Source organism: Fodinicola feengrottensis, assembly GCF_010993775.1.
Classification (GTDB): domain Bacteria; phylum Actinomycetota; class Actinomycetes; order Mycobacteriales; family HKI-0501; genus Fodinicola; species Fodinicola feengrottensis.
On sequence record NZ_WOTO01000013.1, the window covers coordinates 63,313 to 86,294 of the forward strand.

Annotated in this window: 27 protein-coding genes and 2 pseudogenes; 14 read left to right on the plus strand and 15 right to left on the minus strand. The window is 66.8% G+C overall.

Going from position 1 to position 22,982, the window contains the following annotated elements; translation table 11 throughout:
• Positions 1 to 239: 239 nt before the first annotated feature.
• Positions 240 to 1,424 carry an Ig domain-containing protein gene (locus GNX96_RS51705; protein WP_279580374.1) on the plus strand — a complete coding sequence of 395 codons (1,185 nt, stop codon included), beginning with the start codon at positions 240 to 242 and terminating at the stop codon, positions 1,422 to 1,424.
• Positions 1,425 to 1,525: 101 nt separating this feature from the next.
• Here GNX96_RS51705 and GNX96_RS14220 read toward each other — a convergent pair whose 3' ends face one another.
• From GNX96_RS14220 to GNX96_RS51715, 5 genes are all read right to left on the minus strand, one after another.
• On the minus strand, positions 1,526 to 1,777 hold the full coding sequence (locus GNX96_RS14220; protein WP_163568444.1) for a hypothetical protein: 252 nt from the start codon (positions 1,775 to 1,777) through the stop codon (positions 1,526 to 1,528).
• Complete coding sequence (locus GNX96_RS14225) at positions 1,747 to 2,454, minus strand: hypothetical protein (protein ID WP_163568445.1); 708 nt, start codon at positions 2,452 to 2,454, stop codon at positions 1,747 to 1,749. Before GNX96_RS14225 ends, GNX96_RS14220 begins: the two co-directional genes overlap by 31 nt.
• Positions 2,455 to 2,588: 134 nt before the next feature.
• Entirely contained in the window at positions 2,589 to 3,404 is an 816-nt protein-coding gene (locus GNX96_RS14230; RefSeq protein WP_163568446.1) for an SAM-dependent methyltransferase, read from the minus strand.
• A gap of 225 nt (positions 3,405 to 3,629) precedes the next feature.
• On the minus strand, positions 3,630 to 3,923 hold the full coding sequence (locus GNX96_RS51710) for a hypothetical protein (RefSeq protein ID WP_279580315.1): 294 nt from the start codon (positions 3,921 to 3,923) through the stop codon (positions 3,630 to 3,632).
• The gene (locus tag GNX96_RS51715; protein WP_279580316.1) at positions 3,880 to 5,082 is read right to left on the minus strand and encodes a glycoside hydrolase 5 family protein; all 1,203 of its coding nucleotides are present in this window, start codon (positions 5,080 to 5,082) and stop codon (positions 3,880 to 3,882) included. Before GNX96_RS51715 ends, GNX96_RS51710 begins: the two co-directional genes overlap by 44 nt.
• A gap of 99 nt (positions 5,083 to 5,181) precedes the next feature.
• On the opposite strand from GNX96_RS51715, the gene GNX96_RS14250 reads away from it, so the two are divergent.
• Both GNX96_RS14250 and GNX96_RS14255 read left to right on the plus strand, forming a co-directional pair.
• Positions 5,182 to 5,790, plus strand: a complete 609-nt coding sequence (locus GNX96_RS14250) for a TetR/AcrR family transcriptional regulator C-terminal domain-containing protein (RefSeq protein WP_163568450.1) — start codon at positions 5,182 to 5,184, stop codon at positions 5,788 to 5,790.
• A 127-nt stretch (positions 5,791 to 5,917) separates the two neighbouring features.
• Positions 5,918 to 7,222, plus strand: a complete 1,305-nt coding sequence (locus GNX96_RS14255) for a L,D-transpeptidase (protein ID WP_163568451.1) — start codon at positions 5,918 to 5,920, stop codon at positions 7,220 to 7,222.
• Between the two features lie 173 nt (positions 7,223 to 7,395).
• Here GNX96_RS14255 and GNX96_RS14260 read toward each other — a convergent pair whose 3' ends face one another.
• The gene (locus GNX96_RS14260; protein WP_163568452.1) at positions 7,396 to 8,331 is read right to left on the minus strand and encodes an anti-sigma factor; all 936 of its coding nucleotides are present in this window, start codon (positions 8,329 to 8,331) and stop codon (positions 7,396 to 7,398) included.
• Positions 8,328 to 8,744 (minus strand): annotated as a pseudogene (locus GNX96_RS51720) (sigma-70 family RNA polymerase sigma factor); the annotation flags it as partial. The pseudogene GNX96_RS51720 and the gene GNX96_RS14260, both read right to left, overlap by 4 nt.
• A 406-nt stretch (positions 8,745 to 9,150) precedes the next feature.
• Here GNX96_RS51720 and GNX96_RS51725 point away from each other — a divergent pair.
• Together GNX96_RS51725 and GNX96_RS51730 are read left to right on the plus strand one after the other, a co-directional pair.
• On the plus strand, positions 9,151 to 9,939 hold the full coding sequence (locus GNX96_RS51725) for a hypothetical protein (protein ID WP_279580317.1): 789 nt from the start codon (positions 9,151 to 9,153) through the stop codon (positions 9,937 to 9,939).
• Positions 9,839 to 10,747 carry a molybdopterin-dependent oxidoreductase gene (locus tag GNX96_RS51730; RefSeq protein ID WP_279580318.1) on the plus strand — a complete coding sequence of 303 codons (909 nt, stop codon included), beginning with the start codon at positions 9,839 to 9,841 and terminating at the stop codon, positions 10,745 to 10,747. Before GNX96_RS51725 ends, GNX96_RS51730 begins: the two co-directional genes overlap by 101 nt.
• Here GNX96_RS51730 and GNX96_RS61135 read toward each other — a convergent pair.
• Positions 10,734 to 10,985, minus strand: a complete 252-nt coding sequence (locus GNX96_RS61135) for a hypothetical protein (RefSeq protein WP_313885667.1) — start codon at positions 10,983 to 10,985, stop codon at positions 10,734 to 10,736. The genes GNX96_RS51730 and GNX96_RS61135 overlap by 14 nt on opposite strands.
• On the opposite strand from GNX96_RS61135, the gene GNX96_RS14275 reads away from it, so the two are divergent.
• From GNX96_RS14275 to GNX96_RS14295, 7 genes are all read left to right on the plus strand, one after another.
• Positions 10,978 to 11,421: a fasciclin domain-containing protein gene (locus GNX96_RS14275; RefSeq protein WP_313885668.1), complete on the plus strand. Its 444-nt coding sequence runs from the start codon at positions 10,978 to 10,980 to the stop codon at positions 11,419 to 11,421. The genes GNX96_RS61135 and GNX96_RS14275 overlap by 8 nt on opposite strands.
• A gap of 139 nt (positions 11,422 to 11,560) precedes the next feature.
• Positions 11,561 to 11,818, plus strand: coding sequence for an RNA polymerase sigma factor (locus GNX96_RS51735; protein WP_279580319.1), 258 nt, complete (start codon positions 11,561 to 11,563; stop codon positions 11,816 to 11,818).
• Positions 11,740 to 12,111 (plus strand): RNA polymerase sigma factor, encoded by a 372-nt coding sequence (locus GNX96_RS14280; protein WP_279580320.1) that lies wholly within the window; start codon positions 11,740 to 11,742, stop codon positions 12,109 to 12,111. Before GNX96_RS51735 ends, GNX96_RS14280 begins: the two co-directional genes overlap by 79 nt.
• Positions 12,102 to 12,293 (plus strand): hypothetical protein, encoded by a 192-nt coding sequence (locus GNX96_RS51740; protein WP_279580321.1) that lies wholly within the window; start codon positions 12,102 to 12,104, stop codon positions 12,291 to 12,293. The genes GNX96_RS14280 and GNX96_RS51740 overlap by 10 nt, the downstream gene beginning before the upstream one ends.
• An 11-nt stretch (positions 12,294 to 12,304) precedes the next feature.
• Positions 12,305 to 12,646: a hypothetical protein gene (locus GNX96_RS51745; RefSeq protein WP_279580322.1), complete on the plus strand. Its 342-nt coding sequence runs from the start codon at positions 12,305 to 12,307 to the stop codon at positions 12,644 to 12,646.
• A complete protein-coding gene (locus GNX96_RS14290; protein ID WP_163568453.1) occupies positions 12,643 to 12,996 on the plus strand; it encodes an Asp23/Gls24 family envelope stress response protein in 354 nt (117 codons plus the stop codon). The genes GNX96_RS51745 and GNX96_RS14290 overlap by 4 nt, the downstream gene beginning before the upstream one ends.
• Entirely contained in the window at positions 12,993 to 13,292 is a 300-nt protein-coding gene (locus tag GNX96_RS14295) for a hypothetical protein (RefSeq protein WP_163568454.1), read from the plus strand. Before GNX96_RS14290 ends, GNX96_RS14295 begins: the two co-directional genes overlap by 4 nt.
• A gap of 15 nt (positions 13,293 to 13,307) precedes the next feature.
• On the opposite strand, the gene GNX96_RS14300 is transcribed toward GNX96_RS14295, so the two are convergent.
• Both GNX96_RS14300 and GNX96_RS14305 read right to left on the minus strand, forming a co-directional pair.
• On the minus strand, positions 13,308 to 13,913 hold the full coding sequence (locus GNX96_RS14300) for a TetR/AcrR family transcriptional regulator (RefSeq protein WP_163568455.1): 606 nt from the start codon (positions 13,911 to 13,913) through the stop codon (positions 13,308 to 13,310).
• 90 nt (positions 13,914 to 14,003) lie between these two features.
• Complete coding sequence (locus GNX96_RS14305; protein ID WP_163568456.1) at positions 14,004 to 14,558, minus strand: TetR/AcrR family transcriptional regulator; 555 nt, start codon at positions 14,556 to 14,558, stop codon at positions 14,004 to 14,006.
• A gap of 115 nt (positions 14,559 to 14,673) precedes the next feature.
• Between GNX96_RS14305 and GNX96_RS14310 the strand changes: the two genes are divergently transcribed.
• Positions 14,674 to 15,771 carry a cytochrome P450 family protein gene (locus GNX96_RS14310; protein WP_163568457.1) on the plus strand — a complete coding sequence of 366 codons (1,098 nt, stop codon included), beginning with the start codon at positions 14,674 to 14,676 and terminating at the stop codon, positions 15,769 to 15,771.
• A gap of 47 nt (positions 15,772 to 15,818) precedes the next feature.
• On the opposite strand, the gene GNX96_RS14315 is transcribed toward GNX96_RS14310, so the two are convergent.
• Both GNX96_RS14315 and GNX96_RS14320 read right to left on the minus strand, forming a co-directional pair.
• Positions 15,819 to 16,319 (minus strand): (2Fe-2S)-binding protein, encoded by a 501-nt coding sequence (locus GNX96_RS14315; RefSeq protein WP_163568513.1) that lies wholly within the window; start codon positions 16,317 to 16,319, stop codon positions 15,819 to 15,821.
• Positions 16,306 to 18,276, minus strand: coding sequence for a molybdopterin cofactor-binding domain-containing protein (locus GNX96_RS14320; protein ID WP_279580323.1), 1,971 nt, complete (start codon positions 18,274 to 18,276; stop codon positions 16,306 to 16,308). The genes GNX96_RS14315 and GNX96_RS14320 overlap by 14 nt, the downstream gene beginning before the upstream one ends.
• A 2-nt stretch (positions 18,277 to 18,278) precedes the next feature.
• On the opposite strand from GNX96_RS14320, the gene GNX96_RS51750 reads away from it, so the two are divergent.
• A complete protein-coding gene (locus GNX96_RS51750; protein ID WP_279580324.1) occupies positions 18,279 to 18,566 on the plus strand; it encodes a hypothetical protein in 288 nt (95 codons plus the stop codon).
• 593 nt (positions 18,567 to 19,159) lie between these two features.
• Here GNX96_RS51750 and GNX96_RS51755 read toward each other — a convergent pair.
• From GNX96_RS51755 to GNX96_RS14330, 3 genes and pseudogenes are all read right to left on the minus strand, one after another.
• Complete coding sequence (locus GNX96_RS51755) at positions 19,160 to 19,495, minus strand: hypothetical protein (RefSeq protein ID WP_279580325.1); 336 nt, start codon at positions 19,493 to 19,495, stop codon at positions 19,160 to 19,162.
• A gap of 28 nt (positions 19,496 to 19,523) precedes the next feature.
• Positions 19,524 to 21,254 (minus strand): glycoside hydrolase family 27 protein, encoded by a 1,731-nt coding sequence (locus GNX96_RS14325; RefSeq protein WP_279580326.1) that lies wholly within the window; start codon positions 21,252 to 21,254, stop codon positions 19,524 to 19,526.
• Between the two features lie 150 nt (positions 21,255 to 21,404).
• Positions 21,405 to 22,795, minus strand: a pseudogene (locus GNX96_RS14330) (purine-cytosine permease family protein).
• Positions 22,796 to 22,982: the final 187 nt, after the last annotated feature.

Genomic DNA, 22,982 nt, shown 5'->3' on the forward strand with positions numbered 1-22,982 from the left:
ACGAAAAAGCCACGGCCGGCGGGAAGAGCAATGTTGGTGCGATCAACCCCACCGTTTACTCGGTCGCTCAGTCTTCTCAGTATTCCTCGACTTTCCGGGACGTGACGGCCGGGAACAACGGCACGTACAACGCTGGCACCGGCTATGACCTGTGTACGGGCTGGGGTTCGATGCAGGGCGACAACCTGGCGGACCCGCTCGCGAACGGTGCCGGACCGGCCCCGACCAACGACTTTTCGATGTCCGCAAGCCCTTCCTCGGTCACCGTCGATCCCGGTAAGTCGGTCACCACGACGGTGGGTACGACCGTGACGAAGGGCAGCGCCGAGAGCGTCGCGCTGTCCGCGACGGGCCTGCCCACCGGCGTGACCGCGACCTTCGACCCGACTTCGGTGACGGCCGGCCAGTCCTCGACACTGACTTTGACGGCCGCTGCCTCAGCAACCGGTGGCACCAGCAATATCAGTGTCAGTGGGAAAAGTACCGACGTGACGCACTCAGCCGCGGTCGCGTTGACGGTCACCGGGGGCTCACCCGGCGGCCAGCTCACCGTCGCTGACCCGGGCTTGCAGTTCACCCAGCACGGCCAGTCCGTGACGCTCCCGATGCGGGCGACCGGCGGCACCGGCTCGTACGCGTGGTCAGCCAGCGGCCTGCCGGCCGGGTTGTCTGTTGATTCGCGCAGCGGGGTGATCAGCGGGCGGCCATCGGCCACCGGCGCCTTCCAGCCGACGGTCACCGCGACCGACGCCGGCGGGGCCACCGGCAAGGTCCCAGTTCACCTGGTTCGTCTACTAAAACCGCGCGCAATGCGAGGGTTCCCGCTTCAGTCAAAGGCGGGAACCCGCCAGCACGGCCCACTATTTCCGCGGCGACAACTCACCCAGCCGGCGTGCTGCCGCCCTGATGCGGGCGAGCACGAAGGAGACCACCCAGATGAAAAGGAACCCGAACAGCGCGGCCGTGCCAGCCGCGCAAAAACGCTGCGGGACCACTGGGCGAACGGGGAGGCCAGTGCAGCTCAACGAACAGCGGAAGCCACCAGAAGTAGCTGCCGATCAGGACGGCCACCGTCGCGATCAGGCCAATCACTGCCCCCAAGCAGCCGATCTCGCCGTCGGTTTGTTTTTGGCGTTCCTGGGCCAAGACCCGATCCAGCGGAACTGTCCTACCGGTGGCTCGCTGCTCCTCGCTGTCGTACGCCTGGAAATAGCCTTCGGGTCGGTCCAGGCCGGCGGGCGACTGACCGAAACCGCCAGGGCGGGTGTCCTCGTGGGCGTCCGGCGATCCGAATGCCGGGTAGTTCGGATCGCTTGGTGGGCGTCCGTCGTGGCCCGGTGCGGGCGGGATCGGGTCAGGCACTCGGCATCCAGGTGTCTGCGGTGGGTCTGCCGATCGTTTCCGGCATGGTGCCGTCACGGTAGGCAGTCGGCGTGAAAGGCGGCAATATCGATCATGCATCCGTGGCCCTCGGGCCCGGAAAGCTGCCCACCCGTGCACCAAACGATCCGGAGGGTCTGTCGAGTCAGTCCCATGCCCAGGTCAGGCCGACAATGCCGGGTCCAGCGTTGGTGACCACGAGATGGGCCGTGTTCGAGGCGCCAATCCACAGCGGCGGCTCCAGCCGGCGCGGCCCTTCGAGGGTGTTTTGCCGATACGGGGTGCAGGTTGCCGGTGCTGGGCAAGCAAAACTGACCTGCAGTAAATACTGCTGAACCGGCCGGGTGAAGCGGCGGTGGAACCAGGTCAGCTCCTGCCCGGACGGATAGGCCGACACGTATTCGACGACCGAGCGGTCACCGGCCGACAGCCGTTGGTCAGCAGCAGCAGCTCACTCACGGTCGCTCCGGCCGCGCCATTTCCGCGTACCCGGCCGAGCCGGCAATACCGTACGTCGGTGACCGCCGGCTGGTGTGGCTCCTCATTCCACTGGTAGACCACACAACGGTCGACTCGATCGACCAGAGCTTCCAGCACCAGCCGGGTACGAACCGTGCTGATCACCCGGTTTTCGTCCACCTGCACGTGTTCGTGGACGTCGAGATAACGCAGTTGGCCGTCCGGTGGCGCGTTCAGCGCGGCCAGCAACGGGCTGTGCGACGGCCACAGCCGGCGCCGGTCGAGCGTGCCGGGCTCCTGCGGTTGGCGGCCTCGCGGTCGGGGTGGCCCGAGCATCGACACCAGGGATGCCGCCGGTAGTCCCAAAACTTTCTCCAGCAGCTGGACGGCCCGAAGCGACTCGGCGCGTTCGGGCCGGCTGCGGCCGTGTCGCCAGTAGCTGAGCGCGGTCCGGCTGACCTGCACCCCACCTTCGCCGAGATGGTGTTGCACCCGTTCCAGGCTTAGCCCGCGAACAGTGATCGCATGATCGAGTACCTGCGCGAAAGTGCCGTGACGCAACAAATGCCGGAGGTGCCGATCGGGAACGACCCGCAGGGTCTGGTCAACGGGCACGGTGTCCTCCTCGGCGGGGCCGGACAAAAGCCCTGCCCACTATCACCCCGGCCGACAAGATCTGTCTAGATCAGATATCTCTTCATATAGAATCTGCGGTGAGTTTACGCCGATTTATCAAGATTTTGCCGCTATCAAGGCTTGCGGCCGACGCCGCCCAGGACGAGGTCGAAGATCGGCCGTACCGCCTTGGTCGCCGGTCCGGCCGGCCACCAGCGGTGCAACGGAACCAGGCCGGGCTCCACCAGGTCGACGCCGTCGAACAGCGTTTCGATTTCCTCGCGCGGGCGCCAGTGAGTGGTGGCGTTGGTGGAGCGGTACGCGGCTTCCATCCGCTCGGCGAGCTGGCTGACCTCGCCGCCGTCGCCGGGATTGTGTACGTGCGTGAGCACCACGTACGAACCGCTGGCCAGCCGGTCGATATAGCGCGCCATGATCGACTGCTGTTGTTCGAGCTTGTCGATGTGGTGGATGGTCGCGCACTGGATGAGGGCGATGGGCCGGTCCAGCTCCAGGAAGCCGGCGACCGGTTTGCTGTCCAGCAGGTCGTCGTCGGGGTGCCGCAGGTCCGCGTTCACGAAGCGGGTGTTCGCGTTGTCCTCCAGCAGCGCCCGGCCGTGCGCGATCACCACCGGATCGTTGTCGACGTAGACGACCTTCGCGTCCCCGTTGGCGAGTTGCGCGGACTGGTGGGTGTTCTCCATGGTCGGCAAACCCGAGCCGCAGTCCAGAAACTGGTCGATGCCCACCTCACCGGCGAGCCAGCGGACCACCTTGCGGGACCAGACGCGATGTTCCTTGGCCAGGGTGGGCATCTGCGGGTCGATCGCGAGCATGTTCGTCAGGACCTGGCGATCGACCTCGAAATTGTCCTTGCCACCAAGGGCATAGTCGTACACGCGCGCGATGCTCGGCCGGCTGGTGTCGATCACCGGGTCGCTGTCCGTCATCGTGAGGTCCCTGTTGGTCGTCTTCTGGCCGGGTCAGAACCGTTGGCAGGTCAGGAATCCATGGCCCGTTCCGGAAATAATGGCGCCGGCAGCCGTGGATGTCCTCCCTTCCTATCCTGCACGATCGGAATTGTCTACCAGTACGCGGTGTGTGGACGTCCGAAATGGACGGTCGGCCGGGTGTTTCTTAACAACAGCCAGCCAACCGGCCATCGTACGCATGTTCTAATCGACCGGATTCGCGGACAGGAATACCGGTACGACGGTGAGCGGGAAATGGATGCGATCGTGGTCCACCTGAGGCGACAGTGGCTTGCCGTGCGCGTCGATTCCGTACGCCGACTCCGCCGGCCAGGGCCACTGGAAATCAACCGGTGGGGAGTCTTCGCCGGTGACCGCCGGGCGCCGAACCCACGCCACCAGAAGCGGCTGACGGTCCGGCCGTTCGACCTCGAAAACGAAGAGATCGGGCTGGTCAGGCACCTCGCGCCGGCGGACAGCGGTGGCGTCCCGGAGCATCCACGCGGTCAGCTCCAGGGTGTCGGCGGCCGGATAGCGGTGCGTGAGCTCGCCGTCCTGGTAGTCCATCAACCGGAGCCTGTCGAACAGGAAGCCCATCACCTCGTACGTGACCGGAAGGTCCGGCGTCTCCGGGCCAAGGTTCCAGCACAGCGTCCGGCGTACGCCCGCGGCCAGCGCGAACAGGTTGCGGATGACCACATCGCGGCTGTGTAGCCGGTCCAGCAGGGCGGCCGCAGCGGGCGGGCAGTCGGGCACGAACATCTGCACCTCCGGCGAGAGGTCGTCGACCCGCGCGTACAGCGCGACCAGCGCGTCGTGCTCGGGCCGCCGGCGGTCCAGGTCCGTGGTCTGGTTGGGTCCAGTCGGCTGGCAGGCCGCCGCCGACCATCCCGCCGCTGGCCTCAATGACCGGCGCGAGGTGGCCGAAAGCGGCCGGGAACTCGAACGGCACCGGCCCGCCGTACTCGCCGGCCACGATCGGTTTCTGGTAGCCGGCGGCCGCCATCAGGTCGCGGCAGCTCTGGACGGCGTCCGGGATCTCGTACGCGCTGCCGTAGAAGTGGACGTCGAACACGTCGAAGTCATCCTCAGCGTTCTCCAGGATGTACTGGAAAACCGCCTTGTCATCTCCGTTGGCGGCGCCGGGCGGCGCACCGCCCAGGACGACCAGCGCGGCTGGGTCACTTTCTCGTACGGCGGCGGTAAAAGCCTTCAGCTGCGTGACGTATTCCGCGGGCGTACCAGCGAAAAGGATCGGCACCGACGGTTCGTTGTCGCATTGCCAGTACGTCACGCGGCCGGCGCAGCGGGTCACGACTTTACGTACGAAATCCCCAAAGACGGCCGGGTCCTTGGCCGGTGACGGGGGCAGGAAGTCAGTGCTGCGGATGGTCGCCCAATGGGAGCTCGAGCAGAGCGTCACCCAAGCCTCGACATCGGCGCCCAACTGCGCCAGGAAATGGTCGACCGCGGTCCAGTCGTAGCGACCGGGTTCCGGCTCGATCTGCGACCAGAACAGGAAGATCCGGACCGTGCCAGCGCCCAGTGCGCGTACCTGCGGCAGGAACACCTCCGGCTCGCCCAGCAGGCCATAGCTGATCCCTCGGACGACACCCAGCCGGATGCCGGGCGGGATGCGGTCTTCGTGGGTACGCATAGGAAACCCTCCAACTCAACAGTGTTCAATGAACGGTGTTCAGGAGACTAGCTGAACAGTGTTGAGGAGGCAAGGGATTGCCCGTAGGATGACCCCCCGATGGCACTCGACCGAGATCAGATCGTCCAAACCGCGCTGCGCCTGCTCGACGACGTCGGGTTTTCCACGTTGTCGCTGCGTCGGCTGGCAAAAGAGCTGGATGTGCACGCGTCCGCGCTCTACTGGCACTTCGAGAACAAACAGGAACTGCTCGACGAGATGGCTCGGGCGATCATGCTGGAGGTGGTCTCCGGCGACGATCCGCAGGTCACCGCCGACAGCTGGGACGAGTGGCTCATGCACCTCGGGCGGGCACAGCGCCAGGCTGTCCGAACACATCGGGATGGGCCGCTGCTGATGCTGGCCGCCCGGCCGCTCGCCGACTACCAGCTGGGTTATCTCGACTGGATTCTGAATCTGCTGGTCAGCTCGGGTTTTAGCGGTCAGGAGGCTGGCCAGGCTTTCGCGGTGATCAGCAACTACGCGCTCGGCACGGCGATTGTCGAGCAGCAGCAGGACGGGGTCCGGCTCGCCGACGTCGATGGTGCGCTGGACGCTCATCCGGGGCTCGCCAGCATCGCCCAGGCGGCCGCCGACCCCGACATGATCTTCGAGTCCGGCCTGCGCTGGTTGGTCGCCGGCATGCGCTCGTCGAGGGCCAGCGACTGACCGGTTGCCTTATCGCGTATTCGACGGGGAAAGCGGGGCAACCTTGGCCCCAGCTGGACCGTCTCAACGATGGGGGCGGCGCGACCGTGGGATCATGATATAAGTGCGGATCTGGTGGATCGGAAGGATGAAGAGAGTGCAGCAGGAGAGCGGCGTGGCTCGACGGTGGCACGGGTGGACGGCTGGGGTGGCCGCGATGGCGGTGGTCGGCCTGTTGGCCACCGGCTGTGCGGACAAAGAGGTGCCGGCAGCGGCGACCAAACCCCTTGTGCCAGCGGCCCAGTTGTCTATAAGTCCGGCGACCGGCAGTCAGAACGTGGTGCCCGGCAGTGGGATCACGGTGACCGCGAGCGGTGGCAAAGTGAAGGACGTGGTCGTCCAGAACTCTGGTGACACGGTGGTGGGCACCCTCAGTCCGGACGGCACCAGCTGGAAGAGCAACTGGGCGCTGAACACCGCGAAGAGCTACACGGTGACCGCTACCGCGGTGAACTCGGCCGGCAAGACGGTGACGCAGACCAGCACCTTCACCACGCTGAAGCCGGCGCACACCTTCGACACCCAGATCGCCGAGAGCAGCCACGGGACGTACGGCGTGGGCATGCCGATCCAGCTGAGCTTCGACCGGGCCATCACCAACCGGGCCGCGGTCGAGAAGGCCATGCAGCTCACCACCTCGCAGCCGGTCGTCGGTGCCTGGTACTGGATCGACAGCCAGCACCTAGACTTCCGGCCGCGGGACTACTGGCCGGCGAACACCCAGGTCAGCCTGAACGCGCACCTCAATGGCGTGGCCGGCGCCAACGGCGTGTACGCGGCTGGGAACCTCAGCCAGACGTTCACCATCGGTCGCTCGCTGATCGTGGTGGCCAGCACTCGTACGCACCGGATGAAGGTCTATAAGGACGGCAAGCTCGCGTACAACTGGGCGATCAGCACGGGTAAGAGCGGGCACGACACGCCCAACGGCACTTACCTGACGATCGACAAGGGCAATCCGGTGGAGATGCGCCCGGCCGACATCAAGAAGGGTCAGCCCGGCTACTACGACCTCAAGGTGCCGTGGTCGGTGCGCTTCACCTGGGCCGGCGACTACCTGCACGACGCGTACTGGTCGGTGGACCAGCAGGGCTCCGAGAACGTCAGCCACGGCTGCGTCAACATGGCGCCGGCCAACGCCGAGTCGTACTACAAGATGGAGATCCCCGGTGACCCGGTAACGATCACCGACAGCCCGCTCGGCGGCGAGCCGGGCGACGGGTGGACCGACTGGTTCCTCGGCTGGAGTGACGTGCTCGGCAAGAGCGCCACCCACCAGGCCGTCCAGGCCGGCTCGACCGGCAGCCAGTTCGTCGACCCGGCCACGCTGGCGGCCACCTCGGCCAGCTCGCCGACCACGACCACCTTCGTCCACAACGCGAAGGCTTCGTAGGGTCTGCTCCTAGCGCTACGAAACCCGCGGCTTAAGTCGCTCCCGTCGTGACAATCGGAATCCGATTGTCACGACGGGGGCCGCCGGAGCCGCGGGTTTGGTTTTGGTGGTGACAATCGGACGAAACCGCCGCCGCAGCGGATGGGCTGGGCGGCGGTTCGTACGAGCCAGGGTCAGCTGTTGACGGTCCCGTTGGCCAGCACGGTGGTGGGCTTGGCTGGGCGGGCCTGGCCGGGTTCGATGCTCACCGCGTACGCCGCCGCGGCCGAGGTGCTGGCAGCGGTCGCGCCGAGCTGGTGGACGGCGATGCCGGTGCCGGTCACGTCGAAGCGGGCCACCGGCTGAGGGGCCGAGTTCGGGCCGCCGGGAACCGCCCAGAGCCAGTACGACGTGCGGCCGGCCGCGTTGGCCGCCATTCCGTCCGTGACGATCTCCAGCTGGCCGTTCGAGGACAGCACATACGCGATCGGCTTGCCGGCGGGCGTGGACAGTGCGGCGAGCCGGTTGCCGGGGCGTACCAGCTGACGGATCAGGTCCTGCTGCTGCGCGGCGACCTGGTCACGAGCGCGTTGTTGCTGCTGGAGCACCACATTCCAGCCGCCCAACACGAGCGCGATCACCACTGCCGCAGCGGTCAGCACCCACGGCAGCGTCCGCCGCCGAGACCGGCTGGCGGGTCGGCCAGCGCGGTCAGGCCGGCCAGCGGGTCGGCCGTCTGCCGGGCGGACAGCCTCTGGGCGCACGGCAGCCGGTCGCTTATTAGTCGATCGATCAGCAGGCTGGCGCCCACCACTCATCGATCGATCAGTAGAAGTGCCGGGGCCGGCCGTCGGCTGACGGTGGGTGACCTGCGTGGACGTGCCAAGGTCCGCGAGCGCGGCCTGCCGGATCCGATCCCGCAGCTGCGGCGGCGGCTCGGAATCCGGTGACGGTGCCTGCGCCACCTCGCTCAGCGTTTCGCCGAGGTCGGCGACCATCCGCTGGCAGTGTGCGCACTGCGGCAGATGGGCGGCGAAGCGGGCCTCGTCGGTCGGCTCGAGCGCGTGCAGCGCCCAGCCGGCGGCCAGTTCCTCGTACTCCCGGTGGACGGAGTTCTCCCACTCACTCATAGCGCACCCCCGTCGGTGACCGAGCCGCCGCCGAGCAGGTCGCGCAGCCGGCGCATACCGGTCAGCATCCGGGTCTTCACGGTCCCCAGCGGGGTGTCGGTCAGCGCCGCCACCTCGCGTTGGGTGTATCCGCCGAAGTACGCCAGCACGAGCGCCTCGCGTTGCGGGTCGGGCAGTTTGTGCAGTGCTTCGCGGACTCTTTCGCCGCGCAGCGTCGACCAGACCTTGTCGTAGACAGCATGGGCGACCTCGTGGGCGCCGCGGTCGATGGCGAACTGTTCGGTGGCCTGGGCCCGGCGGCGGCGCAGCGACTCCTCGCGGCGCACCGCGTCGACCGCCTTGTGGTGGGTGATCGACAGCAGCCAGGACGCGAAGCCGCTGCGGGACGCGGTGTAGCGGCTGGGATCCTTCCAGAGCGCGAGGAAAAAACCTCCTGGACCACGTCCTGGGCGAAGCCGTCATCGCCGATCACTCGCCTGGCCAGGCTGTACGCCGGTCGGCCATACCGCTCGTAAAGCAGGTCCAGCGCGTCCGCGTCTCGCTCCAACAGCCGAGCGACCAGCTCCGTGTCGCTCACCTTGGTGTCACTGACCTCGGTGTCATTGCCTTCGTGCACGCTCGCCGACGCGCGACGGCGTGCGTCGGCGGGCACCCCATGGGTGCCTGCCCACCGCTCCGGTTCGACCATCAGGCTCCTCGTCACGCCCACCATTCGTGCGCGCCGTCGATTTGGATTGCCCGCTCACTGAAATCTACCCTGTAGCGTCCGGCCACGATATCGGAGGCAATCCGGAACCGGTGCCGGCGCGAATGACTGGCATGACCACAGATGAGGCCGTGACCCCGCCCACATCAAAGGTCAGCCACCGGTTTTCGTTGGTCGACACCGTTTTGGCGGCGGCAGCGGGCCTGCTGTCCGCCGCTGTCGCGCTCGGTGTCGGGCAACTGGTTGCCGTGCTGACCGGACCGGCGACGGCCCCGGTCAGTGCGGTGGACCAAGGTGTGGTGGTGCTGACGCCGGAATGGGCGAAGGAATTCGCCATCCGTACGTTCGGCGAAAACGACAAGCTCGCCCTGATGATCGGGACGTTGCTCCTGGTCGCGCTGGTGGCGATGGCGATTGGCATGGCGTCGGGATTTCGCCGAGAGCTGGGCATCATAGGTATCGGGCTGTTCGGTCTGATAGGTGCTTTCGCTGCCCTGCGTACGATTCCGAACGCCACTTTCGTAGTAGTGGCGCCATCGATCGCCGGTGGCATCGCCGGAGCCTTCGCCCTGTGGTGGATGATTCGCCGCAAGAAGCCCGAACCCGTCGAGATGCCGACCGAGCGTACCGGCCTGGACAGGCGTGGTTTCCTTTTGGCGGCGGGCATCTCGCTCGCGGTTGGCGTGGTAGGCAATGGTGTCGGGAAGTTCCTGGTCGACCAGCGCTACAACGTGGCCACCGTTCGGGGCAAAACTGCGGTTCGCCAGGCCAGCGAGTCCGGCGCCGGCGCTGCCGGCCGGGGTGGACCTGAAACTGCCGGGCCTGACTCCTTTCAGTACGACCAACAGTTCTTTCTATCGAGTGGACACCGCGGTGGTGCCGCCGCAGATCAATCCAGCTGACTGGCAGTTGCGCATTCACGGCATGGTCGACCGCGAGATGGAGATCAGTTTCGCCGAGCTGGTGAACCGGGATCTGATCGAGCGGGATATCACTTTTACCTGCGTCTCGAACGAAATCGGCGGCAAGTTGACCGGCCAGGCGCGCTGGTTGGGGGTGCCACTGGCGGACCTGCTGCGGGAGGCCGGCGTACGACCCGGGGCCGACCAGATCTTCACCACGTCAGCCGATGGCTGGACTTGTGGCACTCCGACCGACGCGGTGATGAACACCCCGAACGCGATGCTGGCGGTCGGGATGAACGGCGAGCCGTTGCCGGTCATTCACGGATTTCCGGTGCGAATGATTGTGCCCGGCCTCTACGGCTATGTGTCCGGTACGAAATGGATCGTCGACATGGAACTGACGACATTCGCGACCGGCCCGAAACCGTACTGGGTGCAGCGAAAGTGGAAAACCACCGCGCCCATCAAAACGATGGCCCGCATCGACACTCCGGGGGCGCTGGTGGACGTACCCGCCGGCCAGCCGGTGGCGGTCGCCGGAATGGCCTGGGCGCAGACCCGCGGAATCGAGAAAGTGGAAGTTCGGGTCAATAACGGCGACTGGCAGCAAACCGAACTGGCCGCTGCCGCGAACAACCAGACGTGGCGACAGTGGTGGTGGAAATGGGTGCCGGCCGGGACCGGAATTCAGTCCTTGGCGGTACGGGCCACCGACGGCACCGGCGCGGTGCAGACCGACCAGCGCGCCGATCCGTTCCCGAATGGCGCCAGTGGCTGGCACACCGTCGCGGTCAACGTGCTGTGACTCGTACGAAATCCCACAACCGGAAAGGAAGTTCCGCCGTGAATCCGTGGAACACCAACAAAATCGCCCGACTCGGCATGGTCGCGGCGGCCGCCACCCTGGCGCTGGCGATGAGCGCCTGCAGTGGTGGCACGACCAGCACGAGCAACACGTCGGCGCCGGCGGCGCCGCCCACGTCGGCGGCCGCGGCCGCTCCGGTAGGGGAGAACTTCGGTTCGGGCTGCGCGTCGGTGCCCAAGACCGGCGCCGGCAGCTTCCAGGGCATGTCGGGCGCGTCGGTGGCCAACGCGGCGTCGGCCAACCCGGTCCTTTCCACCCTGGTCGCCGCGGTCAAGGCAGCCGGCCTGGTCGACACCCTCAACAGCCTGCCGGCCGCGACTGTTTTCGCGCCGGACAACGCGGCTTTCGCGAAGATCCCGGCTGACCAGCTCAAAAAGGTGTTGGCCGACAAGGCATTGCTGACCAAGATCCTGACCTATCACGTGGTGGCCGGCAAGAAACTCACTCCTGAGCAGTTGATCGGCACCCAGACCACCGTCGAGAAGGGCACCGTCAACGTGACCGGCAGCGGTGAGGACCTGACGGTCAACGGCAACGCCAAGGTCGTCTGCGGCAACGTGCAGACCGCCAACGCCACTGTCTACATCGTCGACACCGTCCTGATGCCTTCATAGCAACTAGCAAACGCTGAGCCCGGGCCGGTCGGTCCGGGCTCAGTCGCGTACGAGAGGTGACCGGCATCACCAAGACATAGAGTGACATTCGGCCGGCCGCGGTGTCTGTTCATCGACAGGCGCGGGAGGGGGGAGCGGTGTGACCACCGTCGAGCTCGACGACGACGTCACGCTGGTGGCGCGGGCGAAGGACGGCGACGTGCCGGCGTACGAGCAGCTGGTCCTGCGTTATCAGGGACCGATGTTCCGGCTGGCGGCCCGGATGCTGGCGAGCCGCGGAGACGCTGAGGACGTGGTGCAGGACGTGTTCCTGACCGCGTGGCGGCGACTGCCGCAGTTGCAGGAGGACGCGGCATTCGTCGCTGGCTCTACCGGACCACGACGAACCGCTGCCTGAACGTCATCCGGGCCCGCCGGCCGCGTACCGACCTGGACCTGGACGCCACCGAGTCGGCCCGCCCGGACGCCCATCCGGAGCGGGCCGCCGAGGTGAGTGCGCAGCTCACCGCGCTGAATGGCGCGTTGCAGGAGCTGACCGCCGAGCAGCGGGCCTGCTGGCTGCTGCGTGAGGTGCACGGCCGCTCGTACGAGGAGATCGCCGACGCCGTCGGCAGCACCGCGACCGCGGTCCGCGGCCGGATCGCCCGGGCCCGGGCGCAACTGGCGGAGGTGATGAAACCATGGCGGTAGACCAGACGGGTACCGACTACCGGCTGCCTTGCGGTCGTTTGCTGGACGACGTTTGGGCTGGTCAGCCGGATGAACACGGGCGGACCTGCCGGCATTGCCGGACCGCGTACGAGAGCCTGCGGGCGCTCCGGGCGGCGACCGAAGAGCTGATCGCCGAGACCGACGAGCCGAGTGTGGACTGACCGACCGGATCATGGCGGCCGTACGAGCGGACATCCGGCGCCGGGACATGCTGCCGTTGTCCGGCGGGGTGGAGGTCAGTGAGCAGGCGGTGGCCGCGGTGCTGCGGTTCGCCGCGGACGGTGTCCAAGGCGTCCGGGCACGTCGCTGCCGGCTGCGCGTCACCGGCCTTGGCCCGGACGGCGAGCCGCTGGTGGAGGCCGAGTTGACGCTGGCGGTGAGCTACCTGAGCCACACGCATGAGGCGGTTGAGCTCGTACGAGAGAGAGCGTCGGCGGCTTGTACGGCCCGGGTCGGCTTCCGGCTGGCGCGGCTCGACCTGCTGGTGGACGACTTGTACGAGGGGGACCGATGAGCACCGAATGGGTGATCGGCCCCGCCGTGGTCGCCAGCGTGGCCGCGCACGCCGCGCTCGGCACCGCCGGGGTAGCCAGGTTGGAGCCGGGCGTCGGCGCCCTGGTCGGCGGCTGGAGCCGGGCCGCCCGCCAGCAGGTGCTCGGGCTGACCCCGGCGCCGGCCGAAGGCGTCACCGTCGCCGAGGACCTGGTCGTACGCGTCTCGGTCAGTGTTCGCGGCCCGGAGTCGGCGGCGCTGGTCGGACAGGCGGTGCAGCGCTCGGTCGTACGAGCCGTCGAGGCGGCCACCGGTGTGGTCGTACCAGCCGTCCTGGTGTCCATTGTGGACATCGCGGTGGTGCCGGTATGACCGCCCGTACGGATCTGACTGACCACCTGCTCGCCGCGCTGGCGTCGCTGCCCGGGTTGCGGCCGGCCACTCCGCCGGTAAATGCGTCTTTTGGCCGCTGGAGCTTGGAAACTCTGGCCATCGACGTGGACGAGAAGTCGGTCCGGATCCGACTGGTGGCCACCGCGCTGCCACTGCCACCGCTGCTGGCACACGCGACCGCGGTCCTGGAACCAGTGCTGGCGGCCAGCTCGTACGCGCAAGCGCAGCTCCGCCTGATCGTCACCGACCTGGACGCGGCCGCGCTGGCTCGGTGAATCGACGGCACGGTTTCACCAGACCGAGCGGTCCTCATCGGCGAGGATTCCCTGGCTTTGGAGGAAAAGCTCGCCCAGTTCGCGGGCCCGCCGACCCGCGTCGGTGTCACCCTCATGGGCGGCCATGATGGAGCCCTTCATCAGGATGTGCCATTTCCGCGCAAAGGCGTCCGGGTCCGCGGCGCCGGCGGCTTCGGCCAGCTCGCTGAGGAAGATCCGGATGTTGGCCAGGTGCCTCACGGTGGCCTGGTGGATCCGGCTGGTCGGGTCGTTGATTTCGACCATGATGGTGAGAAACGCACAGCCCTCGAAGTCGGGTTGGACGAACCAGTCGGAAAAGGTGTCGAAAATGGCGAGCAACTGTCCGCGTGGGGTGGACGCGCGTTCGCGTACTTCGGCCTGTAGCCAGTCCTTGGTCCAGGTCTGTTCGCGCTGTTCCAGGAAGTCCAGGATCAGGTCGTCCTTGGACGCGAAATTGCGATAGAGCGTCATCGCGACCCCGGCCCGGGCGATAATGGCGTCCACCCCGACCGCGCGGGTGCCCTCGCGGCTGAACAGGTCGTAAGCGGCGCGGCGGATGCGCTCCCGCCCACCGCTGGGTCCTGTCGTTGGCTCGCTCACCGGTGCTCTTTTCGCGCTCACTCGTGCCGTCGCCCGACAGTCATCCCAAGTCTAGGCCACAGCATGCCGTTGGCGCTGGTCAACGCCGCGTCAGCCGCCGCTGCTGCCCACAGTGAGCTCGTCGGCGGCGTACTCAAGGGCGCCGCGTGCCGCGGCGAGCAGATGCCGGCGGGCCAGCGGTTCGCTTAGCCTGCCGACCAGTCGGGGGGAGCTGGTGAGCAGGCTGAGGCTGGCGGCGGCCCGGAGCCGGCCGCCGGCCTCCGGGTCGGTGGCCAGCAGTTCGGTCAACCGCTCCAGAGCCTGTCTCGTTCGTACGCCCGGAGGCAGGTTGCGGACCGCGGCGAGGCTGCTCTCCAACACGGCCATCAGCTTCCGGTGCTGCCACACCACGTCGAAGTAGTCGGCCAGGATCCGCTTCCGTCGCCCGGCCAGGTCGGTGATGGGCTCGCCGGCCGCGACCACCGCCTCGACCGCCTCCCGGACCGTGTCCGCGAGCGCGAGCAGGATCTCTTCCTTGTTGCCGAAGTGGTAGTAGAGCGCGGCTGACGTGACGCCCAGCCGCCGGCCGAGTTCGCGAATCGACGCCTTGTCATAGCCGACCTCGCCAAACAGGTCGATCGCCGCGGCCAGGATCCGCTCACGCATCTCGTTCAAGACATCCCCTTGCTTATCGATCGATTAGTAGCCTAGCATTCGACCGTACTTATCGATCGATTAATAAGTGGGCCGAGCGTTCCCCGTGACAGTAAGGAACTGGACGATGCATAAGACCCGGCTGCCGAACGGACTGACGGTCTGGATGGTCACCGGCCATGACGACGTACGAGCGGTGCTGACCGATCCGCGGATCAGCAAGGACCTGCGGAATGGGCGAACGGCGCTGGCCGCCGCGGCCGGTTTCGACCTGCCCGATGACGAAGATGGCGCCGACATGAATCACGCCGATCCGCCAGTGCACACCCGGCTTCGATCGTTGGTGGCTCGGGTGTTCACCGGCCGGCGGGTTCGCGACCTGGAGCCGTGGATCCAGCGGCTCGCGGACGAGCTGGTGGACGGGTTTGGCAACGACGGGTTGGGCAACGACCGTGCTGTCGATCTCATCGCCGCCTACGCCGCGCCGCTTCCGGTGACGGTGATCTGCGAGCTGCTCGGCGTGCCGGCGCACGACCGGGCGTTGGTACGGCAGCTGTCCACTCGGCTTTTCGCTGAGGAGAACACGTCTGGACAGGACCTGCGCGGCTATATCGCCGATCTGGTCAGGGAAAAACGCCAGCGCCCGGACGGCGCGCTGTTGTCCGACCTGGTCGAGGTCAGCGACGGCGGCGATCGGCTCAGCGCCGCCGAGCTGGCGTCAATGACATTTCTTTTGTTGGTCGCGGGCCATGAAACCACCGTGAACCTGATCGGCAACGGCGTCCACGCGCTGCTCACGAACCCCGGGCAGCGGGCGATGTTGGCGGCCCGGCCGGAGCTGCTGGGATCGGCGGTGGAGGAGTTCCTGCGGTACGACCCGCCGGTCCGGCATGGCACTTTTCGCTGCGCTGTCGAGAATGTGGAGATCGGCGACGAGACGATCCCGGCCGGCGCCGTGGTGGTTGTCGATCTCGCCGCCGCCAATCGGGACGCCCGACAGTACATGGATCCCAATGACCTCGCGATCAGCCGGAAGGTCTCCGGTCACCTGGCGTTCGGACACGGCATCCACCACTGCGTCGGCGCGCCGCTGGCCCGTACCCAGGGCCGCATCGCCATCGCCACGCTGCTTCGGCGGCTGCCCGCGATGACCCTGGCCGGCCCGCCTTCACGCCGTACGGCCGGCATCATGTCCGGCTTCGGCACCTTGCCTGTCGCCTGGTAAAACACAGCTAGAGGTGACGCCCGGAGGACGTCACCCCTAGCATCGAGCTACATCTTGGCGGCGCCGGCGCGGACCGCCTCACGGATCCGGAAGTACGTGCCGCAGCGGCAGATGTTCCGCAGCTCGTCGAAGTCCGTGTCACTGATCTCGTGGCCATTCGCCCGGGCCTGCTTGACCTTCGCGATCGCGGCCATGATCTGGCCGGGCTGGCAGTAGCCGCACTCGGCCACGTCGTAATCCAGCCAGGCCTGCTGCATCGGGTGCAGCTCGCCGGTCTCCTTGTTGGCCAGGCCCTCGATCGTGGTGATCTCGTCGGTGGCCTTGATCTTGCTGACCGGCACCGAGCAGGGGTTGAACGCCTTGCCGTTGATGTGGCTCGTACACGACTTGCAGACATCCAGCCCGCAGCCGTATTTCGGTCCCTTCAAGCCGACCAGGTCACGGAGCACCCACAGCAGCCGCTCGTTGTCCTCGGCCTCAATGGTGATCTTCTCGCCGTTCAGAATGAATGAGTGTGTTTGGGCACCAAAGCTCCTAGAACGCGTAATCGAGGCCGTCGGTCGGCGAGTCGGGAATGGACGGCGTACGGGGCAGTGGCTCGAAACCGAGGGTGCCGTGATTGATCGGGAGGGTGGTCGGCATCGTCTTGGTCGCGCGGGCGTAACCACAGGCGACCGCGGCCAGCGAGGCGGCCACGCCCAGTTCGCCGGCGCCACCGGGATCGGCGCTGTTGGCTGGCATCACGAAAACCTGCACGTCGGTCGGCGCGTTCCACTGCCTGGTGTAGAAGTAGTGGTCCCAGCTGCCTTCCAGCGGCAGGCCGTCCTTGATGTGGATGCTCTGGGTGAGCCCGAGGCCAATGCCGTCGGACAGTGCGCTGATCATCTGCGCTTGCAACCCGAGCGGGTTGATCGGCAGGCCCACGTCGACCGCGATGGTCGCCTTGGTGATCCGCGGGCCGGTCACACCGTCGCGTACTTTCCGGTTCACCGTCGCGGGCCGGCAGTCGATCTCGACCAGGACGGCGACGCAGCTTTTGTACTCGGCGTGGAAACCGATGCCCTGCGCCATTCCGGCCGGCATCGCCTTGCCCCAGTCGCCGGCCTGCGCGACCTTGTCCAACACCGCCCGGAATCGGTCGTTCTTCATGAAAGACCGACGGAACGCCATCGGGTCCTTGCCCATCTTGGCGGCCAGCTGGTCGACCACCAGCTCCCGGGCGCAGGTCACGTTCGGCGAATAGACGTTGCGCATGCTGCCGGTGTGGAAGTCCAGCTGGACCTCGTTCAACAGCTGCGTAGTGACCCCGAAGTTATACGGCACCGACTGGGAAAGCGAGAACACCGTCTCGGAAAAAAAACCGAGCCCGCCGACCGGAAGTTTGGACGCGGTGGCGGTCAGCGCCTCGCCCAGCCCGTGGGTGAAGTCGGTGAACACGCTGGTGTGCCGTTGTTCGTACGTGACGACGTTGCCGGCCGCATAAGTGGCTCGAATTTTGGCGTAGCACATGGGATGCGCGCGGCCATGCCGGATGTCGTCGGTACGGTGCCACATCAGTTTGACCGGCTTGCCGATCTTGTGGGAGACCTCGACCGCCTCGTACGCGGCGTCGCCGAACAGCTTGCGACCGAAGGAACCACCGCCGGTGATGACATGAACTTTCACCGCCGTCACGGGCATGCCGAGGCTGGTGGCGATTTCTTCCTGTACGTCGATGGGCGACTTCAGGCCGGCCCAGACCTCCGCGCTGTCCGCGCGTACGTCCGCGATCGCGCAGTTGGTTTCCAGTGCGGTGTTGCTGGCGAAGGGAAACACGAACTCCGCGTCGATGTATTTGGTCAGCAGTGGCGGCACGATCAGCGGCAGCGAGGCGGCCTTGAGCTTGGCCAACACCGTCGCGTCCGACTCTTTGTCAACGCTGCCACCGTTCCAGGTGACCTGCAGGGCCCGTACGGCGTCGATGCACTGTCCGAAGGTCTGCGCTCGTACGGCCACCCCGGTCGAGATCGTCACCACGTCGGTGACGCCCGGCATCGCCTTGACCTGCGCGAGGTTCTGGACGGACTTGACGGTGCCCTTGATCGTCGGCGGCCGGCACACCATGGTCGGCAGTGCGTTCGGCACGTCCAGGTCCATCGTGAACTGCTTCTTGCCGGTGACCGCGGCGAGCGCGTCGATCCGTTTTTGCGGCGTACCAACGACTTTGAATTCCGACGCGTCCTTGAGGTGGACGGCGACCTGCTCCACCTTCTTGCTCCGGGCGGCCACTGCCAGCGAGCCGTACGACGCGGTCCGGCCGGTCTGGGCGTGGTGGATGACGCCGGCCTTGACGGTCAGTGACGAGGTTGGCACCCCCCATTTGGTGGCGGCGGTCTGCAGCAGCCGGGACTTGGCGATGGCGGCGGCCGTACGCACCGGAGTGTAGAGCGAGCGCACCGAATTCGACCCGCCGGTGAGCTGGTTGAGCAGCAGCTCCGGGCGCGCGTCGGCGAGTGTGACGTGCACCCTTGCTCATCGGCATGTTGAGCTCTTCGGCGAGCAGGATGGTCATCGTGGTGGTGATGCCCTGCCCGACTTCGGCCCGCGGCACCGCGAAGGACGCGGTGCCGTCGCTGTTCATCTGGATCGCGATCAGTCCGGAGGTGGGTGCGGCCGCCAGCGTGAGCGCGTCGCCGAGGTCCAGCAGCTCCGCGGGCTCCGGTGGGGACGGGATCGCCGCGTCCGCGTCGCGGCCAGCGAACGACTCGGCACCGATGCCGGCGGCGACCGCGAGGGTGGGCGCGGCGAGCAGGTAGCCGAGCACTCTGCGCCTTCTCAGGCCGGAGGGGGCAGCCGCGTGCTGAGGCTGTGGCTGGGGCGATCGACGGTGATCTGCCATCGGCTGTCCTTTCGGCCGGCTGGCAGCGGGGCGTGCCGGTCGGCTAACGGGTTACCCGGATGCGCCGGCATCCGCGGGCGTACGTCGAAGCATCCAATTCAGGCGCAGAGTGTGACACAGCGCACCACGTCCAACGAAGTCGTGTTTGCCCACTTTGCCCTGGGCGTGTTTGTGCAGGAGGCACATTTGGCGCCGGTGTTGCCGCAGATGCGGAGGAGGGGCGACAGAACAGCCGTTTTTTTTTTTGCGACTTCGGAATATTTTTTCGCGATCCCAGCAGGTGGAATGACCTCTGGGACAGGGAGAACAACGCTACCTGTCCGGCGCCCAACCCGTCATACAGATCAGGCGCCGGACCGGTAGGTCCCCCAATGGCATGGCACAGACCGAAATCCGTGCCGCCATGGCTCCAGGGCCGATCAGCCGAAACGATCAACCCGTGACTAACTTACGTCCGTCCGGCTATTGGTAAAAGCGATTCCCGCTGAGGCAGTTGTCACACCCCGTGGTCTACAAAGTTGTTTGGTAGAGGTGGTTGTCCGGGCCGCGAACCGCCAGCCAGGCGGAGCCGTCGGGGCCGGCGGCCGCGCCGACCGAGCCAATGACGGCGTTGCTGGGAAACTCCGGGCGGTTGAACCAGCCGCCCCAGCCGCCGTCGGTGTGGTTGACCTGCCAGAGCGTGTAGTCGCTGGCTCGGGCGAACAGATAGATCTGGCCGAGCGTGGAAACCAGCGTCGGGCTGCCGCTGACGACGCCGCCAAGGCTCGACCAGCCTGCGTTCGTACGCACCCAAACGCTGTCGTCCGCGGCTCGTACGGCCACGTACATGCCGGTCCCATCGGTCACCGCTGAAGGCCGGCCGTAGATCGGTTTGTTATTCGGTGCGCCAAAACTGGTCCAACCGCTGGACTGCGTACGACTCCACACCCGGCCGTCGGTGCCGCGGCCGACCAACGTCCACGACTGGGGGCTGGTGAACGCGGCGGTCGGCGCGTCGGTGAGCTGGCCGCCCAGGCGTACCCAGACGCCCCAGGTGCCGTGCTGCAGGGTCCGCTGGTACGCGGCGTTGTCCAGGCCACGGACGAAAACGTCGATCCGCCCCGTCGGTGCCGCGGTACGCGGCGGGCTGCCCGAGGATCGCGCCACCGAGTGGGGTCCACCCCGGCTGGCCCGTCGTTTTCGCTTCCAGGGAGCCATTCGCGGCGCGGGCGAACACCATCGCGTGAGTGTCGTCGAGTCGTACCAGTGCCGGGCTGGCCGAGGCGTCGCCGCCGAGATCGCTGCCAGGCACCAGGTCGGTTCCGTGCAACCGCAGGAAAGCCGTGCCGTGTGCGGGGACGGTGACGGTGTACGAGCCGGTCGCGGAGCCTCGGTCAGAGCGAGCCCGCAGGTCGCGTACGGCGACGGTGCCCCGCAGTCCGGCCTGCGCGAAGGTCACTGTCATCGATGTTGGTGCGGTGTTCCGGTTGAGCAACACGACCGCGCGGTTTCCGTTGCCGGACAACACTTTGCTGTATGTGTCGGTGCCGTTGGCGGAGGCCACTCGGACGCCCTGGATGGCCAGTGGATCCTGGTCGACGCCCACGATTTCCGGGTTTTTCAAGGTGTTGACCATGGACTGCGGCAGCGTCCGTGGATCCGAGCCGATGATCAGCGGGGAGGCCATTTCGGACCACATCACCAGCTGGCTCGTCGATTCTTCCTCGTTCAGCTCGTACGTGCCCTTTTCGGTCTTGCGCATGGGAATCAGGTAATCCGGGTCGTTGTAGTGCCCGGGCCCGTTCGCCTCCGGATGGGCGGCGTTGTCGTCCATGTTCCGCAGCACGTCGACCCAGATGCCTTCGTACGGCGTACCGAAGGCGATGTCGGTGTCGGTCCGCCAGGAGTCGGCGATCAACGGGCCGAAGGAGTACGAGACGCCGGCGACCTGGTCGGGACCGTGCGGCACGCCCCAGTCGTTGGTGACCGGGTTGCAGAGATTGAGCAGCATCGGTCGGCCGGCGGTGCGTACGGCGGCGCTGAACTGCGCGAAAACGTCGGCCGGCTTCAGGTTCTGCGCGATGCCACAAAGGAAGTCGATCTTGATGGCGTCGAATTTCCAGCCGGCGAAGCGTTTCGTGTCGTCTGGTAGTGTCCGCCACTGCCGCCGCGCGCAGTTCTTGCCGTCGGACGCGCCGGCGTCGGTGTAGATGCCGGCCCGCAGCCCACGACTGTGCAGGTAGCCCACCAGCGTCGGCAGGCCGCTGGGAAACTTCGCCGGGTCGGCGAGCAGGTTGCCGCTCGCGTCCCGCGGTTGCGGCGCGGTCCAACCGCCGTCGATCCAGGCGATGTCGTAGCCGGCGGCCCGCAGCCCGCTGGACACGAGATAGTCGGCGACCGCCTTGATCTTGTCCTCAGACGGGGCGCCGAGTCCGTAGTAGGTGTTCCAGCCCATGGAGGGCGTACGCGCCAGGCCACTGTCGTAGTACGTCGGGGCGCCCTGGTCGACGGCGCCGGTGGTCCGCCCGTACCTGGCTGCGGCTGGACCGGTGAAGAGGGCGAAAACGCAGGTCAGAGCAGCGAGAAACGCGGTGGCTAGGCGCCATCGGCGGCTTCTGGAGGGCATGGCAGAGCACCTTTCGTCGGCACGACGGCATGGCGGGGCTACTCGCCCGAAGCAGCATGCAAGGTGACCTGGCTCACTGTCAATAATAATTCATAAATAATGACTTAACGAGGGTCGGATGCCGGCAATGTGCCATTGCTGGTGGTTTGGTTACGGAGCGACCGGGCGGCGGCCGAGGGCGAGGAAGAGCAGGCCCGCGATGCCGAAGCCGACCAGGAAGGTGATGTCGCCGACGGCGGGGAGCACCTTGGGCACTGGCGCCGTGTAGAGCGTCTGGTTCGCGAACAGCACGATCGAAACGGCCGCGCCGAGCACGAACGCGGCGAGGCCGGCCCAGTTGCTGTGCGTACGGTCCTCGAGCAGATGGCCGGCCTGTTGGCCGCGACGCAGGAACTGGTCCACGAAGACCACCGCGAGCCACGGGCTGATCCAGTACGAGATGACCAGCAGGAAGCTCTCGTACGCCGCGCCCGCGTCGGAAAGGCCCAGCCACGCGAGGAAAAACCCGACCGTACCGAAGCGAGCCGCGCGCGACGATGGCGCGGCGCCAGGCCAGCGGCAGCGTGATCCCGAGGGCGAGGAAGGCGAGCGCGCCGGAATAGATGTTGAGCGAGTTCGCGGCGACCGCTCCCAACGCGATCGCCAGCAGGGTCAGCGCGGCCAGCCAACCGGGCAGGTGACTGGTGAAGGCAGCGGTCGGTGTGTCGGTGGATTTTCCACCAATCGTGGCCGAAGCGGCGCCGATGAGCATCAAAACACTGCAGGAGAGGAAAAGTCCGAGTCCGGCGAACCAGCCGACGGCTCGCGGGCTGACGGTTTTGGGGAGATAGCGGGTGTAGTCGGCGGCATACGGGTTCCAGCCGGCGGTGTAGCCGAAGGCGGTGCCGACGGTGAGCAGGAAGCCGCCAATGCCACCGGCGGACGCACCGCCGGGTTGCGTCTTGGCAAGAATCACTATCCCACTGATCGCGAAAATCAGTGCCAGCACCACGAAAACGTACTTCTCGTACGCCTGCACCAGATTGTGCCCGAAGAATCCGATCCCGACCTGCGCCACCACGATGATGAGCAGCAGACACACAACAACACCGGCAGCCGGGTGAGGGTGTTGAGCGCGAACGCGCCGCTGACGCTGTTCACCGCGAACCAGCCGATCCCGGCGGTGAGGGACATCAGGCCAGCCGGCAGCGTGTTGCCCCAATAGCCGAAACCGAGCCGGCTGAGGACCATTTTTGCGGCACGCCGTAGCGAGGTCCACGGGCGGACAGCAGCCCATGAGCGAGCGAACCAAGCGCATTGCCGATCACCACGCCGAGCACGGCCTGCCACAGATTCAGCCCGAAAACCGACACCGCGAGCACTCCGACGAAGATCGTCGCGAACTCCAGGTTCGGCGAGGCCCAGGTCCAGAACAGCTGGTGCGGTTTGCCGTGCCGGTCGGCGTCGGCCACTGATTCGATTCCGCCAGGCTCGACCGCCACGACCTTGTCCCGGTATTCACCGACGGCGGTGGTCGCCGCTTTCGGTCGTACGGTGGCCATAGTGTCCGCCTCTCTTGCACGCCCCACTGGAAAATAAGCGGAGGATGTTTCGTCGGCGTTGCGCAGCCTATCCAACCGCGCCGAGGTCCAGCTTTTCTTCGCGATAATCGGCGGCAATAGCGGCCGGATAGGTGGAATGTCCGAGCAATACGGGAAGAGGCTGGTTTCGCAAGAAAAGGCCAGTGAG